Source organism: Mycobacterium sp. B14F4 (assembly GCF_039871645.1).
Classification (GTDB): Bacteria; Actinomycetota; Actinomycetes; order Mycobacteriales; family Mycobacteriaceae; genus Mycobacterium.
Window position 1 is genome coordinate 176,567 of the sequence record NZ_JBDPMF010000006.1, and the last position, 14,400, is coordinate 190,966.

A 14,400-nucleotide genomic window follows, 5' to 3' on the forward strand; every position below is an offset into this window, starting at 1 on the left:
CAGGCTCCCGCCGAATGCCGAAAAGCAAAGACAGGAGAAGCCGATGGCGCGCTTTCCCAAACCACCCGAAGGCAGTTGGACAGAGCATTACCCCGAACTGGGAACCGAGCCGGTCTCCTACGAAGACTCGATCAGTCCGGAGTTCTACGAGATCGAGCGTCAAGCCGTCTTCAAGCGGGCCTGGCTCAATGTCGGACGCGTCGAACAGATTCCGCGCAAGGGCAGCTACTTCACCAAGGAACTCAAGGTCGCCAACACCTCGATCATCGTCGTGCGCACGACGTCCGGTGAGGTCAAGGCATTCCACAACATCTGTCGCCACCGCGGGAACAAGCTCGTGTGGAACGACATGCCGTTGGAGGAAACCAGCGGTGTGTGCCGGCAGTTCACCTGCAAGTACCACGCCTGGCGCTACGACCTGGACGGCAACCTGACGTTCGTCCAGCAGGAGGGGGAGTTCTTCGACCTCGACAAGAGTCGCTACGGTCTGGTGCCCGTCCACTGCGACGTGTGGGAGGGCTTCATCTTCGTCAACTTCGCCAAGGAACCCGAACAATCGCTGCGCGAGTTCCTCGGCCCGATGATCACCGATCTCGAGGGGTATCCGTTCGACAAGATGACGTCGCGGTTCTACTACCGGTCCGAGGTCAAGGCGAACTGGAAGCTCTACATGGACGCGTTCCAGGAGTTCTATCACGCGCCCGTACTGCACGCGAACCAGTCACCGACCGCGTATTCGAAGGCGGCTGCCGAGGCGGGCTTCGAGGCGCCGCACTACCGCATCGAGGGGCCGCACCGGCTCGTCAGCACGTCGGGTATCCGGGCCTGGGAGATGGCCGACGAGATGCGCAAGCCGATCGAGGACATCTGCCAGAGCGGACTGTTCGGGCCCTGGGACAAGCCGGATCTGGGGGAGATGCCCGCCGGACTCAATCCGGCGAAATGCGATCCGTGGGGACTGGATTCGTTCCAGTTGTTCCCCAACTTCGTGATCCTGTTCTGGGGGCAGGGCTGGTACCTGACCTATCACTACTGGCCCACGTCGCACAACGCCCACATCTTCGAGGGCACGGTGTACTTCCCACAGGCGAGGACGCCGCGTGAGCGCATCGCCCAGGAACTGGCCGCGGTGTCGTTCAAGGAGTACGGCCTGCAGGACGCCAACACCCTCGAGGCGACGCAGAGCATGGTCGAGTCGCGTGTCATCGACGAGTTCCTGCTGTGCGATCAGGAGGTGCTGATCCGCCACCTGCACAAGGAGACCGCGGCCTGGGTCGAGGACTACCAGCGCAAGACGGCGGGGGTGTGACATGACGACTTCCGCGACGACCAGCAAGCTGCCGCCCGAATTCGCCGACCTGGAACAGTTTTCCGACTGGTGTTTACCGACAGAGGCGGAGCGATACGCCAAGCGGTTGGCCAGCTCGATGGAGGAGTTGCAGGCGTTCTACGACGCGGTCACCGCCCGTGCAGAGGAGGCCATCGCATACTGCGACAAATTCTCGCTCGACGACCTGCCCGAGGACGTGCTCAATCTGATGCACCTCCTCTACTCGATGATCCAGGCGTCGTTTCCGGTCGAGTGTTGGAAGCAGCCGAAGGTGCCCGACTCGGGCGCCACGACGCTGGACTGCGTGTCCGAACCCATCCCGTGACGGAGCGAGGCTCGTCCGAGCGACCATCCAGCACAGCCCGGACCGTTCTGCGCGCCGCGCGCTGGGCCGACGTCGACGCCGGCGAGGTGCGCTCGCCGGCGGTCGTGGTCGTCGAGGGCAACCGCCTCGCCGCGGTGAATCCCGCTGAGCCGCCGACTGATTCGGCGGCCGAGATCGACCTCGGCGACGTCACCCTGCTGCCCGGTCTGATGGACATGGAACTCAACCTGCTCATCGGCGGGCCCGGCGGTCCGGAGGGACTGCCCAGCCCGATGCACGGCGTCCAGGACGACCCGGTGTATCGCACCCTGCGCGGCGCGGTCAACGCCCGCACCACGCTCGAGGCCGGTTTCACCACCGTGCGCAACCTCGGCCTGATGGTCAAGACAGGTGGCTACCTGCTCGACGTCGCCCTGCAGCGCGCCATCGACCAGGGGTGGCATGTCGGCCCGCGGATCTATCCCGCCGGACACGCGGTGACGCCCTACGGCGGGCACCTCGACCCCACAGTGTTTCAGCGGCTCGCGCCGGGCATCATGCCGCTGTCGGTGGGCGAGGGCATCGCCAACGGTGTCGACGAGGTCCGCGCCTGCGTGCGCTACCAGGTTCGCCACGGCGCCAAGCTGATCAAGGTGTCGGCCTCCGGCGGCGTGATGTCGCACAGCACCGCTCCGGGCGCACAGCAGTACTCCGACGACGAGTTCGCCGCCATCGCCGACGAGGCGCACCGCGCCGGGGTCCGCGTCGCCGCGCATGCAGTGGGCGACAGCGCGATTCGCGCCTGCATCAAGGCCGGGATCGACTGCGTCGAGCACGGCTTTCTCGCCAGCGACGACACCATCAAGCTGATGGCCGACACCGGTACCTTCCTGGTGTCGACCACCTACCTGACCCAGGCCATGGCCATCGACCGCATCGCGCCCGAGTTGCGCAGGAAAGCCGAAGTGGTGTTCCCGCAGGCGCAGGCCATGCTGCCCAAGGCCATCGCGGCAGGGGTCCGCATCGCCTGTGGCACCGACGCACCGGCCATTCCGCACGGGCAGAACGCCAAGGAGTTGTGCGCGCTGGTCGAGCGCGGCATGACGCCCATGCAGGCTATCCGCGCCGCCACGGTGACCAGTGCCGAGCTGATCGAGGCCGAGGGCGAATTGGGCCGTCTCGCACCGGGTTACCTCGCCGACATCGTCGCCGTGCCGGGCGATCCGTCACAGGACATCGCCACCACGCTCGACGTGCGGTTCGTCATGAAGGACGGCCAGGTCTACAAGAACGACGAAAGCCGGTGCCATGGCTGAAGAACTGGGCATGGAACTCGGCGACAACATCCTGTGGCATCTCAAGCAGGCCTGGTACTTCTCGCTCACCGCCGTCAACGACGCGGTCAGCCAGCACGGGGTCAGCACCGCGCAGATCGGCGTACTGCGACAACTCGCCAACGAGCCCGGCCTGTCCGGTGCCGACCTCGCCCGTCGGCTGCTGATCACACCGCAGGGCGTGCAACTCGCGGTCAAGGCCCTCGAGCAACGGGGGCTCGTCGAGCGCCGCCCCGACCCTCAGCATGCCCGAATTCTGAAGGCCTACCTGACCGACGAAGGCCGCAAGGTCGCCACGGCCGTCGTCAGCGACGCGATCGCCGCGCACGAAGCCGTGTTCGGCGTCCTCACTCCCGAGGAACAGCAGACACTGCGCGACCTCTTGGCGCGGGTGGTGGAGAAGGGCACCGGACACACGCTGGTCGACGACCACATCGGGGAGTGACCGGGTCAGCCCCGGATCAGCTGTTGCCGAACCCGATCCGACTGCGGATCAGGGGCAGGGTCGCCGTCGTCGCGAAACCGGCGGGCGCGGCGCAGACGGCGGGCACCGCGTTGAGGACCTGCATCGCGGTGGCGACGTTGGCCGATCGCACATGCTCCGCCATGCCGGCGTCGCGGGTGAAGCTGGCCAGGGAGAAGAAGTGGGTCCGCATCGACGGGTCACCCTCGATGGTCAGCGTCCAACCGTGCTGGGGCCGCGGCCAGTGTTTCGGATACTCGTTCCCGACAGTCCACAAGGTCTCGATCTCGACCAGCGTCTCGCCGTTGCGCCGTCCCGACCAGTTCCACCGTTGGCCCGCAGTGGTTCCCGCGTGCAGAACCCGGTCGAAGATTTGATGGTCCGATTGGGCCGCGACGGCGTCCACCGTGGCGGTGACCTCGTCGATGCCGGCATTGAGCGCGTCGGCGATCAGCCAGACCTGTTCGCTGAAGATCGCGCTGTTGAACGCCAGAAAGTCGGTTCCGGTGGGTCTGATGGCCTCGACGGGTTGTCCGAACGCCATGTTGTCGAACGTGATGGCGGTGCTGTCGTACACCGACCAGTCCGCGCGCTCCTGCAGCGTGATCTTGTCGATGGTGCGGCTCATCCCCGACAGCGCCAGCGGCAGCACGCCGGACAGGTTGCCGGGGTTCAGGCCGCTGCCGTGCACCGTGGCGTTTCCGCCCCGGCAGGCGTCGAGCAGGCGTTCGCGGTCCGCGGGCGCGGCGCGGTCCGGGTGGAACAGGAACGCGGTCGTGACGACGTTCTTTCCGCTGGCGAGGATCGCGCACACCTCGTCGACGTCGGTGTTGCGCGGGGTGTAGAGCACACAGTCGGCATCGAGGGCCAGCACGCGGTCGACGTCCGTCGTCGCCGCCACGCCGATCGGTTCCCGCCCGACCAGCACGCCCACGTCGGCCCCGTCCTTGTCGGCGGAATAGACACGCGCGCCGACGATCTCGAAGCCGGCGGGGTGGTCAATGATCGCGGTGAGCATCTCGCTGCCCACCGCGCCGGTGCCCCATGCGATGACGCGATGGCGCCGCCGGGTCGTCGCGTCCTCCACGCCGAATATTCGACCATGCAGGGCGGAGCCGTCGCGCCGAATCCGCCTACTTGATACCAATCACAAGTACTTGATACTCTTGTGGTGATGTCGGACCATGCCGTTGACTTCGCGCCACTGCGCATCAAGCGGGTGGTGCGTGAAACCAGTGACGCGGTATCGCTGGTGCTCGACGTGCCTCCCGACAGGACGCATCTCTTCCGCTACCAGGCGGGCCAGTTCCTGACCCTGCGCGTCAACGTCGCCGGCGATGACCACCGGCGCTGCTACTCGATGTCGTCGTCGCCGCACAATGGCGGGGAACTGCAGATCACCGTCAAGCGTGACCCCGGCGGGCTGGTCTCGAACTACCTCAACGACACCGCGGCGGCAGGCGACGAGATAGACGCCGCACCACCTGAGGGCCGCTTCGTCCTGCGTGAGGCCGAGCGCGACATCGTCGCATTCGCCGGCGGCAGCGGCATCACCCCCATCTTCTCGCTGATCGGTTCCGCATTGGTGAGTACCGATCGGCGCCTTGACCTGTTCTACGCCAACCGAAGCCGCGACTCGGTGATCTTCGGTGAGTCGCTCGGCGCGCTCGCTGCCGCCAACCCAAACAGATTGGCAGTGGCGCACCACTTCGACGAGGAGTCCGGCGTCGTAGGGCGCGCGGCGGTCGAGGCGTTCATCGACGCCGGCCGCGACGTCGACTACTACATCTGCGGTCCCGGCCCCTTCATGGACACCGTCGAGGAGACGCTCGTCGACGCCGGAGTGCCCCGCGAGCGACTGCACCTCGAGCGGTTCCAGGTCGCGCCGGTGCCCAGCGACGCCGTAGACGCCGCGGAGCAGACCGAAGAGGTGGTCATCGAATTGGACCGCAAGAGGGTCACCGCGTCCTACCGGGCGGGCAACACGCTGCTGCAGACGGCGCGGATCGCCGGCCTGCGCGCGCCATCGTCCTGCGAAACCGGTTCGTGCGGAACATGTATGGCACGCATCGAGTCGGGCAGCGCCCGAATGCTCAACAACGATGCGCTCGACGACGACGAAGTGGCCGAAGGTTGGGTGCTCACGTGTCAGTCCCTTCCGACGAGCCGAACAGTCCACGTGGTCTACGAGTAGGGGTGCACGGATGAGGCGGAGTCGATGACGCGGGTCGCGGTGGTGACGGGCGGAGCTTCCGGGATGGGCGAGGCGACGTGCCATGAGCTCGGCAGGCGCGGGCACAAGGTCGCGGTCCTCGACCTCAACGGCGAGGCCGCCCAACGGGTCGCCGAGGAACTGCGCGCCGAGGGAATCACTGCTCTCGGAGTGGCCGCGGACGTCAGCGACCGCTCGGCGGTCGAGGACGCCTTCGCCAAGGTGCGCACCGAGCTGGGGCCGGTGCACGTCCTGGTGACGAGCGCGGGCGCGGTGGACTTCGCACCGTTCACCGAGATCAGCGTGCAGGCCTGGCAGCGGCTGATCGACGTGAACCTCACGGGCACTTTCCACTGCTGTCAGGTCGCGGTGCCGGACATGCTGGAAGCCGGTTGGGGGCGCATCGTGATGATCTCGTCGTCGAGCGCTCAGCGCGGTTCACCGGGGATGGCGCACTACGCCGCGTCGAAGGGCGCCTTGCTGTCTTTGACCAAGTCGTTGGCTCGCGAGTACGGGCCGACGGGCATCACCGTGAACAACATTCCGCCGTCGGCGATCGAGACGCCGATGCAGCACGCGGGACAGGCTGCCGGGCACCTGCCGTCCAACGAGCAGATGGCCGCGAGCGTCCCGCTCGGTCATCTCGGCACTGGCGACGATATCGCCGCGGCGGTCGGCTTCCTCTGCTCCGAGGAGGCCGGGTTCATCACCGGTCAGACGCTCGGAGTGAACGGTGGGTCGGTGATGTGATGACGTGCAACAAGATTCGACGACAGGGAGGTTCGCATGGGGAAGTGGCCTAAGCCGGTAGAGGGAAGCTGGACCGAGCACTACCCGGATCTGGGTACCGGGCCGATCTCGTTTCGCGACTCGATTTCGCCGGAGTTCTACGAACTCGAGCGCGAGGCGGTCTTCAAGCGGGCGTGGCTGAACGTCGGCCGGATCGAGGACGTGCCGCGCGTCGGCAGTTACTTCACCAAGGAGATCGACGCCGCCAAGACCTCGGTGATCGTTGTGAGGGGCAAGGATCAACAGATCCGGGCCTTCTACAACGTCTGCCGGCACCGCGGGAACAAGCTGGTCTGGAACGACTATCCCAACGAAGAGGTCAAGGGCACCTGCCGCCAGTTCACCTGCAAGTACCACGGGTGGCGCTACGACCTGAAGGGCGATCTGACATTCATTCAACAGGAGGGCGAGTTCTTCGGTCTGGACAGTTCGCGCTATGGCCTGAAGCCGGTGAACTGCGATATCTGGAACGGCTTCATCTTCATCAATTTCGATCCTGAACCGCGGTGGAGCCTGCGCGAATTCCTCGGCCCCATGATCACCGCGCTCGACGACTATCCGTTCGAGATGATGACCGAGCGCTACGAATTCGAAGCACAGAACAACAGCAACTGGAAGATCTTCGCCGACGCGTTCCAGGAGTACTACCACGTGCCGTCGCTGCATTCGCAGCAGGTTCCCAGCGCGGTGCGCCAGCCCAATGCGACGTTCGAGTGCGGACACTTCCAGATCGACGGTCCGCACCGACTGGTGTCCACCGCGGGCACCCGGCGGTGGCTTCTCGACCCGGAGTTCATGTATCCCGTCGAACGGATCACGCGCAGCGGACTCGTGGGGCCGTGGCGGACACCGGAGACCCACCAGTCGGCCGGTCTGAATCCGGGCGGCATCGAACCGTGGGGAATCACCAATTTCCAGATCTTCCCGAACCTGGAGATCCTCATCTATCACGGCTGGTACCTGCTCTACCGGTACTGGCCGACATCGCACAACACCCACAAGTTCGAGGCGTACAACGCTTTCCACCCGGCCCGCACCGTGCGCGAGCGCATCGAGCACGAGGTGGCGTCGGTCGTGCTCAAGGAGTTCGCCCTGCAGGACGCCGGCATGCTCGGCGGAACGCAGGCGGCGCTGGAGTACGACGTCGTCGACCACTACCCGCTCTCCGACCAGGAGATCCTGGTCCGCCACCTGCACAAGGTGTCCGTCGACTGGGTCGAGGAGTACAAGGCCGAGCGCGGCACCGAGCCGGAGGCGAGAAAAAATCACGCGGTGGGGGTGTGATTATGACGCGACTGCCGAGTGCCTTCGCCGAGTTCGAGCCGTTCGCCGAGAAGTGGTGTCTGGCAACCGAAGCCGAACGGTGGGAAACACGGCTGAACACGCCCATGCCGGAGATCCGGGAGTTCTACGACGCGTTCTCGCCTCGCTTCGAGGAAGCCATCGACTACTGCGACAAATTCCCGCTCGACGACGTGCCCGACGACGCGCTGAACCTGCTGCACCTCATCTACTCGATGATCATGGTCTCGATGGCCGTCGAAATCTTCGGCACCCAAAAACCCGCCGACTCCGCGGACGCCGAAATGCACCGCGTCAGCGCGCCGGTGCCATGACGAACAGGAAGACACCATGAGTCTGCTGACGATCAACAAGCTCACCGCCTCGGTCGGTGCGGAGGTGGTCGGCCTCGATTCTGAGCAGCTGGGCGCCGACGATGCGCTGGGCGCCGCCGTCCTCGATGCGCTGGAAGACAATGGCGTACTGGTGTTTCCGGCTCTGCACCTCGAACCGCAGGCACAGGTGGAGTTCTGCCGGCGTCTCGGCGAGGTCGACCACTCCTCGGACGGGCACCACCCCGTTGCGGGGATATACCCGGTCACGCTCGACAAGTCCAAGAACTCGTCGGCGGCGTACCTGCGCGCGACGTTCGACTGGCACATCGACGGCTGCACGCCGACCAACGACGAGTACCCGCAGAAGGCGACGATCCTGTCGGCGCTACAGGTGGCCGAGCGAGGTGGCGAGACGGAATTCGCCAGTTCCTACGGCGCCTATGACGTTCTGGATGACGAGGAGAAGGAACGGCTGGCTCCGCTGCGCGTCGTGCACTCGCTCGAGGCATCGCAGCGCCGGGTCCATCCGGATCCGTCGCCGGAGACGGTGGCGCGCTGGCGGTCGCGCCCGACGCACGAGCACCCGCTGGTGTGGACCCATCGCAGCGGGCGCAGGTCGCTGGTGCTGGGCGCTTCGGCGGACTACGTCGTCGGGATGAACCTCGAGGAGGGCAGGGCGCTGCTGGCGGACCTGCTCGAGCGCGCGACCGACGGCGACAAGGTGTACAGCCACAGCTGGTCGGTCGGCGACACGGTCATCTGGGACAACCGCGGGGTGCTCCATCGCGCGGCGCCGTACGACCCGGACTCACCGCGCGAGATGCTGCGCACCACGGTGCTCGGCGACGAGCCAATCCAGTAGTTGCTGAGCAGGTGCATAGCGCTCTCGTTGACGCGGACGTCGCACTATGGAAATCTGATACCCCGATATGAGAATCCCGTTCTCATGTTCTGAGATCGTCGAAACGGAGCTCGCATGACGGAGGACCTCACCTCGGTCGACTTCTTCCGGGACGGTCGTCTGACCGACGACCCGTACCCGTTCTACGAGGCACTTCGCAACAAGTGCCCGGTCAGCCGTGAGGACCACTACGGCGTGACGATGGTGACCGGCTGGCAGGAGGCCGTCGACGTCTACAACGACGCCGACTCGTTCTCGTCGTGCATCTCGGTGACCGGTCCGTTCCCCGGGTTTCCCGTGCCGCTCGAGGGGCGGCAGGACGAGGATCTCACGGACCTGATCGTCGAGCACCGCGACGAGATCCCGTTCAGCGACCAGTTGCCGACGCTGGACCCGCCGACGCACACCAACCATCGCGCCCTGCTGATGCGGCTGATCACACCCAAGCGCCTCAAGGAGAACGAGGACGCGATGTGGCAACTGGCCGACGACATCCTCGACGAGTACCTGGCGCCGGGGGAGGGCGAGTTCATCAAAGGGTTCGCCGGCCCGTTCACGTTGCGCGTGATCGCCGATCTGCTCGGTGTGCCCGACGAGGACCGCCCGGAGCTGCTCGAGCGGCTCGCGCGGGGCACCCACGGCGGCGGGCTCGGCAACGCCGAGAAGACGCTCACCAAGACGCCGCTGGAGTACCTCTACGAGGTGTTCGCCGACTACATCGAGGACCGGCGCCGCGAGCCTCGCGACGACGTTCTCACCGGGCTCGCGACGGCGACCTTTCCGGACGGCACGATGCCCGAGGTGGGCGACGTCGTGCGGGTGGCCACCAACGTGTTCTCCGCAGGGCAGGAGACGACGGTTCGACTGCTGTCGACCGCGCTGAAGGTGATGGGCGACCATCCCGAGATACAGCGCAAGCTGCGCGAGGACCGCAGCCTGCTGCCGAACTTCATCGAGGAGTGCCTGCGCATCGAGAGCCCGGTCAAGGGCGACTTCCGGTTGTCGCGGGTGCCCACCACCATCGGCGAGCAGACGCTGGGCGCGGGTTGCACGGTGATGGTCATCAACGGGGCGGCCAACCGCGATCCGCGCCGCTTCAACGATCCCGATACGTTCGATCCGGAACGCAAGAACGCCCGGCAGCATCTCGCGTTCGGACGCGGCATCCACAGCTGCCCCGGTGCTCCGCTGGCGCGTGCCGAGACGCGGGTCGGGTTGGAGCGGCTGCTGGACCGCACCACCGACATCCGGATCAGCGAGAAGCATCACGGCCCGGCCGGCGAGCGTCGGTACAACTACATTCCGACCTACATCCTGCGCGGCCTGACCGAGCTGCACCTGGAGTTCGACGTGGTTCCCGGTGAGGCCCGATGAAGGTCACCGTCGACGAGGACCGCTGCGCCGGGCACGGCATGTGCCTGACGCTGTGCCCCGAGGTGTTCGAGATGACTGACGACGGCTGGGCCGTCGCCGACCCGGAAGAGGTGCCGGCCGGTCTCGAGGACGCCGCCCGAGACGCGATCCAGAACTGTCCCGAACAAGCGATCCGCGAGATCGACTGACTGTCAAGGAGAATCAGTGCCCAAGGCTTATATCCTCATCACCGAGGACGTGAAGGATCCGGCCGGGATGGCCGAGTACGGCAAGCTCGCGAGTAAGGCGATGGGCGGGTCCACGTTGCTGTCGTTCGACCAGAAGCCCGAGGTGCTCGAGGGCCAGTGGCACGGCACGCAGACGGTGCTGCTGGAGTTCGAGTCCGAAGAGGCCGCCCGCGAGTGGTACAACTCCGACGCCTACCAGGAGGCCGCGAAGCTGCGGCAGGCCGCCGCCGAGTGCAACGGGGTCATCCTCCACGGCCTGGGGTAGTTCACACGCTCGCCCGCCGCGAACGTGCGCAAAGCGCTAGAAATTCACGGCGGGTCGTGTGCAAACACGCGCGCTCGCGGAAAGTTAGTCGGCTACCAGCGGGCCGGTGGGTGCTGTCGTGGTGGCGTGGACGAGCAATTCGGCCAACTCCCGCGGGCGACTTAGGAACGGCGAGTGTGACGCGTCGATCGTGAGCTGATCGACGCCCAGGCGGCGCGTCACGGTGTCGGCCAGCCAGCGTGGCATCGACCGGTCTTGCAGACAGCGGATGAAGCTGCGGGGGAGATCGGCGGCCCAGAAGGCGGGCACCGATACCGGTGTGACCGTGGTGTCGCCGAACCGTTCCGGGCCGAGACGCTCGAACGCCCAGCGCGCGGTGGCCTCGTCGCAGTCGTGGTAGAAGTACTGCCACGCGCCGTCGAAGTCGGCGAACCACATCGCGCCGTCGTCGTCGAACTTCAGATAGCTCAACATCTCTCCGACGTCGGCGTCGAACTCGCCGTCTTCGGAATCGCGCATCGCCATCGCTTCGGGATAGGTGCGGCCTTCCCGTGGCAGCGCGGCGGCCAGATACGCGATATGACTCACCAGATCCGGCCGGGCGTCGGCGGCCAGGGTGGCGTCGAAACCGCCGCCGGAATGCCCGACGAGCACGCTGCCAGGCCGCAGCGCCGCGACGATCGCGTCGCGGCGGTTGGCCAGCGTCGACTCCTCGCCGACGCGGCCACCGTGCCCGGGAAGGTCGACGGCCACCGCGTCGTGGCCCATCGCCTGCAACTCGATGATCGTGCGCTCCCAGCACCAGGCGGCGTGAAAACCGCCGTGCACGAGGACGAAACGCATCAGTTCATCACACGGACCGGCACGTGCGACCAGCCCGCGACGTTCTGCATGGCCACCCGTTCGCACTCGTCCCAGATGACCTCGTAGCGCGGTATCAGGTCGAGCAACCGTTCCAGCGCGATCGCCGTCTCCATCCGCGCAAGCGCCGCCCCGAGACAGCTGTGCACCCCATAACCGAAGCCGAGGTTCTGGGCTTCGGTGCGGTTGCGGTCGATGTCGAACGTGTCCGGGTCGGTGAAGGCCTCGGGATCACGGTGCGCCGAAGCCTGCAACAAGAACACGGGTTTGCCCTCGGGGATGGTGACTCCGTGCAATTGGACGTCGCGCATCGACCGGCGCACGTTGTAGTGCACCGGTGGCTCGTAACGCAGTAGCTCCTCGACCGCGGCGGGGATCTTGCCGCGGTCGTCGAGGAGCTTCTGCCACTCGTCTGGATTGCGCGCGAACGTCACCGCGGCATTGCCGACCAGCTTGGTTACGGTCTCGGCGCCGGCACCTCCGAGAAGGGTTGCGAAACCGGCGATCTCGAAATCGTCAAGGGACTCCTTCTGACCGTCCTCGCGCGTGATCTCGGCGGCGACCAGGCGGCTGAACATGTCTTCCTGCGGGTCGGCCCGGCGCTCCTGGATCAACTGGTAGTACAGCCCCATCGCTTCGGCGATGGCCTGCATACCCTCTTCGGACATCTCGATCTGACCCGGCTCGCGATGCAGCGAGGTGTCCACCCATTCGCGGACCTGCTGCCGGTATTCCTCTGGCACGCCGAGCATCTGGGTGATCACTTCGACGGGGAAGAACGCGGAGAAGTCGGCGACGACGTCGAATCGAGCCGGATCGGCTTTGGTGATGTAGCGGTCGATGGTCTCGGTCACCATCGGCCTCATCGCCTCGATGGCCCGCGGCGTGAACACCTTGTTGACCAGGCTGCGCATGTGGCGGTGCTCGGGCGGGTCCATGAGGATGATCATCTTGGCCGGCATCGGTTCGTCCGAGCGCACCGTCGCCAGATCCAGACCGTATGCTGACGAATAGGTTTCGAAGTCCTTGTACGCCGCGGCCACGTCCTCGTGCCGCGACAACGCGTAGAAGTCGTGTTCGGGGTTGTAGTAGACCGGCGCTTCCTCGCGCATGCGCCGGTAGATCTCCCAGGGGCCGTTGAAGAACTCCTCCGAGAACGGATCGAAGACGAGATCCGCCGCCGTCATGCGTCTTCGATGGAGATCGCCTGCCGCGGGCACTGGCGCACGGCTTCCCGCACCTGCTGCTCGTTCTCCGGGGTCACTTCTTCCTGCAGCACATGCAGGTAGTCCTGTTCGTCGAGGTCGAACACCTCGGGGATGATGCCCATGCAGACCCCGTTGCTCTCGCAGAGTCCGAAGTCGACGACGATCTTCTGAGTCATGCGTAACCACCCTCCGCTTCTCGCTGGGTCACTTCAGCACCCTCACCGGGACGTTGTGGTAACCGGCCACGTTCTGCATCGTGACGCGGTGCAGACCATCGAAATCGACCTCGTAGCGCGGCATGAAGTCGAGGAGGTGCTCGAGGGCGATCGTGGTTTCGAGGCGGGCCAACGCGGCGCCGAGGCAGCTGTGGATGCCGTAGCCGAGGCCCAGGTTCTGCGACTGGGTCTTGTTTCGAGTGATGTCGAACGTCTCGGCGTTGTCGAATGCTCGCGGATCCCGGTTGGCGGCGGCCTGCAACAGGAATACCGGCTTGCCGGCGGGCACGGTGCCGCTGGGCAGTTCGGCGTCCTTCAAGGTGTAGCGGACGTTGTATTGGACCGGGCCGACGTAGCGCAACAACTCCTCGACCGCGTCCGGTACCCTGCTGCGGTCGTCGAGCAGCAACTGCCATTGCTCCGGGTGGCGGGCGAACTCGACCACCGCGCTACCGACGAGTTTGGTGACCGTCTCTGCGCCGGCGCCACCGAGAAGCGCCAAGAAACCGGTGATCTCGATGTCGTCGAGAGTGCGCATCTCGCCGTTTTCGCCGGGGATCTGTGCGGCGATCAGCCGGCTGATCATGTCGTCTTGCGGATTCTGGCGGCGTTCCTGGACGAGGCCGTAGTAGTAGACACCCGAGTCGATGTTGGCCTGCATGTTCTCGTCGCTCAGATTGATTTGCCCCGGCTTGCGCTCGAGGCCCTTGTCGATCCAATGCCGGACCTGCTGGCGGAACTCCTCGGGCACCCCGGCCATCCGGGTGATCACCTCGACCGGGAACGGACCGGAGAAGTCCTGCACCACGTCGAATCCGTCGGGATTGACCTTGGACAGGTAGTGCTCGACGAGTTCGGTGATGGTCTCGCGCTGCGACTGGATCGCCCGGGGCGTGAAGGCCTTGTTGAGCAGGCTGCGCATGTGGCGGTGGTCAGGCGGATCCATGAAGATGATCGACTTCTGTGGTGCCTCCGGCGACCGGACCATGGCCAGGTCGCACCCACGACTCGACGAGAAGGAATCGTGATCCCTGAGGGCTGCTGCGACGTCCGCGTGCCGGGTCAGGGCGTAGAAATCCTGTTCCTCGTCGTAGTAGATCGGCGCTTCGTCGCGCATCCGCCTGTAGATCTCGTACGGATTGTCGAAGTACTCCTGCGAAACGTGGTTGAACACCAGTTTGGGCTTGGTCATGATCTCCTCTTTCGCGCCTGGGCTGGCGACCGCGTCCGTTACGCGAAACTCCATTTGTGTAACGCCCTTAGTATGCCTCACAGAGACGCTCCGAGTAAGCGGAATCGCC

The 14,400-nt window shown here is 65.7% G+C and carries 17 protein-coding genes; 12 read left to right on the forward strand and 5 right to left on the reverse strand.

The features are described from left to right. Positions 1–43: 43 nt before the first annotated feature. Genes ABGB19_RS18320 through ABGB19_RS18335 form a run of 4 tightly spaced genes read left to right on the forward strand, consistent with a single transcriptional unit; the run spans position 44 to position 3,413 of the window. Positions 44–1,309, forward strand: a complete 1,266-nt coding sequence (locus tag ABGB19_RS18320) for an aromatic ring-hydroxylating dioxygenase subunit alpha (protein WP_347687395.1) — start codon at positions 44–46, stop codon at positions 1,307–1,309. A gap of 1 nt (position 1,310) precedes the next feature. After that, positions 1,311–1,655, forward strand: coding sequence for a hypothetical protein (locus ABGB19_RS18325; protein ID WP_347687396.1), 345 nt, complete (start codon positions 1,311–1,313; stop codon positions 1,653–1,655). After that, positions 1,652–2,950, forward strand: coding sequence for an amidohydrolase family protein (locus tag ABGB19_RS18330; protein ID WP_347687397.1), 1,299 nt, complete (start codon positions 1,652–1,654; stop codon positions 2,948–2,950). Before ABGB19_RS18325 ends, ABGB19_RS18330 begins: the two co-directional genes overlap by 4 nt. A gap of 10 nt (positions 2,951–2,960) precedes the next feature. Then, positions 2,961–3,413: a MarR family transcriptional regulator gene (locus ABGB19_RS18335; RefSeq protein WP_347687540.1), complete on the forward strand. Its 453-nt coding sequence runs from the start codon at positions 2,961–2,963 to the stop codon at positions 3,411–3,413. Positions 3,414–3,429: 16 nt separating this feature from the next. Here ABGB19_RS18335 and ABGB19_RS18340 read toward each other — a convergent pair whose 3' ends face one another. After that, a complete protein-coding gene (locus tag ABGB19_RS18340) occupies positions 3,430–4,449 on the reverse strand; it encodes a dihydrodipicolinate reductase (protein WP_347687541.1) in 1,020 nt (339 codons plus the stop codon). A gap of 156 nt (positions 4,450–4,605) precedes the next feature. Between ABGB19_RS18340 and ABGB19_RS18345 the strand changes: the two genes are divergently transcribed. From ABGB19_RS18345 to ABGB19_RS18380, 8 genes are all read left to right on the forward strand, one after another. Beyond that, positions 4,606–5,625 (forward strand): ferredoxin--NADP reductase, encoded by a 1,020-nt coding sequence (locus tag ABGB19_RS18345; RefSeq protein ID WP_347687398.1) that lies wholly within the window; start codon positions 4,606–4,608, stop codon positions 5,623–5,625. Positions 5,626–5,649: 24 nt separating this feature from the next. Then, positions 5,650–6,393 (forward strand): SDR family NAD(P)-dependent oxidoreductase, encoded by a 744-nt coding sequence (locus tag ABGB19_RS18350; protein ID WP_347687399.1) that lies wholly within the window; start codon positions 5,650–5,652, stop codon positions 6,391–6,393. A 36-nt stretch (positions 6,394–6,429) separates the two neighbouring features. After that, entirely contained in the window at positions 6,430–7,716 is a 1,287-nt protein-coding gene (locus ABGB19_RS18355) for an aromatic ring-hydroxylating dioxygenase subunit alpha (RefSeq protein ID WP_347687400.1), read from the forward strand. Positions 7,717–7,718: 2 nt separating this feature from the next. Then, positions 7,719–8,048 carry a hypothetical protein gene (locus tag ABGB19_RS18360; protein ID WP_347687401.1) on the forward strand — a complete coding sequence of 110 codons (330 nt, stop codon included), beginning with the start codon at positions 7,719–7,721 and terminating at the stop codon, positions 8,046–8,048. A gap of 16 nt (positions 8,049–8,064) precedes the next feature. Next, positions 8,065–8,910 carry a TauD/TfdA family dioxygenase gene (locus tag ABGB19_RS18365; protein ID WP_347687402.1) on the forward strand — a complete coding sequence of 282 codons (846 nt, stop codon included), beginning with the start codon at positions 8,065–8,067 and terminating at the stop codon, positions 8,908–8,910. 114 nt (positions 8,911–9,024) lie between these two features. Further along, positions 9,025–10,323 (forward strand): cytochrome P450, encoded by a 1,299-nt coding sequence (locus tag ABGB19_RS18370; RefSeq protein WP_347687403.1) that lies wholly within the window; start codon positions 9,025–9,027, stop codon positions 10,321–10,323. After that, complete coding sequence (locus tag ABGB19_RS18375) at positions 10,320–10,511, forward strand: ferredoxin (RefSeq protein ID WP_347687404.1); 192 nt, start codon at positions 10,320–10,322, stop codon at positions 10,509–10,511. Before ABGB19_RS18370 ends, ABGB19_RS18375 begins: the two co-directional genes overlap by 4 nt. A 16-nt stretch (positions 10,512–10,527) precedes the next feature. Further along, a complete protein-coding gene (locus ABGB19_RS18380; RefSeq protein ID WP_347687405.1) occupies positions 10,528–10,815 on the forward strand; it encodes a DUF1330 domain-containing protein in 288 nt (95 codons plus the stop codon). 84 nt (positions 10,816–10,899) lie between these two features. Here the strand turns inward: ABGB19_RS18380 and ABGB19_RS18385 are convergent, their stop codons facing one another. From ABGB19_RS18385 to ABGB19_RS18400, 4 genes are read right to left on the reverse strand one after another with little or no spacing between them, the layout of a single operon-like run. Then, positions 10,900–11,658, reverse strand: a complete 759-nt coding sequence (locus ABGB19_RS18385) for an alpha/beta fold hydrolase (RefSeq protein WP_347687406.1) — start codon at positions 11,656–11,658, stop codon at positions 10,900–10,902. Continuing rightward, positions 11,658–12,863 carry a cytochrome P450 gene (locus tag ABGB19_RS18390; protein WP_347687407.1) on the reverse strand — a complete coding sequence of 402 codons (1,206 nt, stop codon included), beginning with the start codon at positions 12,861–12,863 and terminating at the stop codon, positions 11,658–11,660. Before ABGB19_RS18390 ends, ABGB19_RS18385 begins: the two co-directional genes overlap by 1 nt. Further along, on the reverse strand, positions 12,860–13,060 hold the full coding sequence (locus ABGB19_RS18395) for a ferredoxin (RefSeq protein WP_347687408.1): 201 nt from the start codon (positions 13,058–13,060) through the stop codon (positions 12,860–12,862). The genes ABGB19_RS18390 and ABGB19_RS18395 overlap by 4 nt, the downstream gene beginning before the upstream one ends. A gap of 28 nt (positions 13,061–13,088) precedes the next feature. Further along, entirely contained in the window at positions 13,089–14,291 is a 1,203-nt protein-coding gene (locus ABGB19_RS18400; protein ID WP_347687409.1) for a cytochrome P450, read from the reverse strand. Positions 14,292–14,400: the final 109 nt, after the last annotated feature.

Excerpts from the sequence above, each read along its gene's own strand:
- ABGB19_RS18345 (WP_347687398.1), top strand. The coding sequence starts at position 4,606 with ATGTCGGACCATGCCGTTGACTTCGCGCCACTGCGCATCAAGCGGGTG.
- ABGB19_RS18340 (WP_347687541.1), bottom strand. The coding sequence starts at position 4,449 with ATGCTCACCGCGATCATTGACCACCCCGCCGGCTTCGAGATCGTCGGC.
- ABGB19_RS18395 (WP_347687408.1), bottom strand. The coding sequence starts at position 13,060 with ATGACTCAGAAGATCGTCGTCGACTTCGGACTCTGCGAGAGCAACGGG.
- ABGB19_RS18385 (WP_347687406.1), bottom strand. The coding sequence starts at position 11,658 with ATGCGTTTCGTCCTCGTGCACGGCGGTTTTCACGCCGCCTGGTGCTGG.
- ABGB19_RS18355 (WP_347687400.1), top strand. The coding sequence starts at position 6,430 with ATGGGGAAGTGGCCTAAGCCGGTAGAGGGAAGCTGGACCGAGCACTAC.
- ABGB19_RS18390 (WP_347687407.1), bottom strand. The coding sequence starts at position 12,863 with ATGACGGCGGCGGATCTCGTCTTCGATCCGTTCTCGGAGGAGTTCTTC.
- ABGB19_RS18365 (WP_347687402.1), top strand. The coding sequence starts at position 8,065 with ATGAGTCTGCTGACGATCAACAAGCTCACCGCCTCGGTCGGTGCGGAG.
- ABGB19_RS18360 (WP_347687401.1), top strand. The coding sequence starts at position 7,719 with ATGACGCGACTGCCGAGTGCCTTCGCCGAGTTCGAGCCGTTCGCCGAG.
- ABGB19_RS18320 (WP_347687395.1), top strand. The coding sequence starts at position 44 with ATGGCGCGCTTTCCCAAACCACCCGAAGGCAGTTGGACAGAGCATTAC.
- ABGB19_RS18350 (WP_347687399.1), top strand. The coding sequence starts at position 5,650 with ATGACGCGGGTCGCGGTGGTGACGGGCGGAGCTTCCGGGATGGGCGAG.
- ABGB19_RS18335 (WP_347687540.1), top strand. The coding sequence starts at position 2,961 with ATGGAACTCGGCGACAACATCCTGTGGCATCTCAAGCAGGCCTGGTAC.
- ABGB19_RS18400 (WP_347687409.1), bottom strand. The coding sequence starts at position 14,291 with ATGACCAAGCCCAAACTGGTGTTCAACCACGTTTCGCAGGAGTACTTC.
- ABGB19_RS18375 (WP_347687404.1), top strand. The coding sequence starts at position 10,320 with ATGAAGGTCACCGTCGACGAGGACCGCTGCGCCGGGCACGGCATGTGC.
- ABGB19_RS18370 (WP_347687403.1), top strand. The coding sequence starts at position 9,025 with ATGACGGAGGACCTCACCTCGGTCGACTTCTTCCGGGACGGTCGTCTG.
- ABGB19_RS18325 (WP_347687396.1), top strand. The coding sequence starts at position 1,311 with ATGACGACTTCCGCGACGACCAGCAAGCTGCCGCCCGAATTCGCCGAC.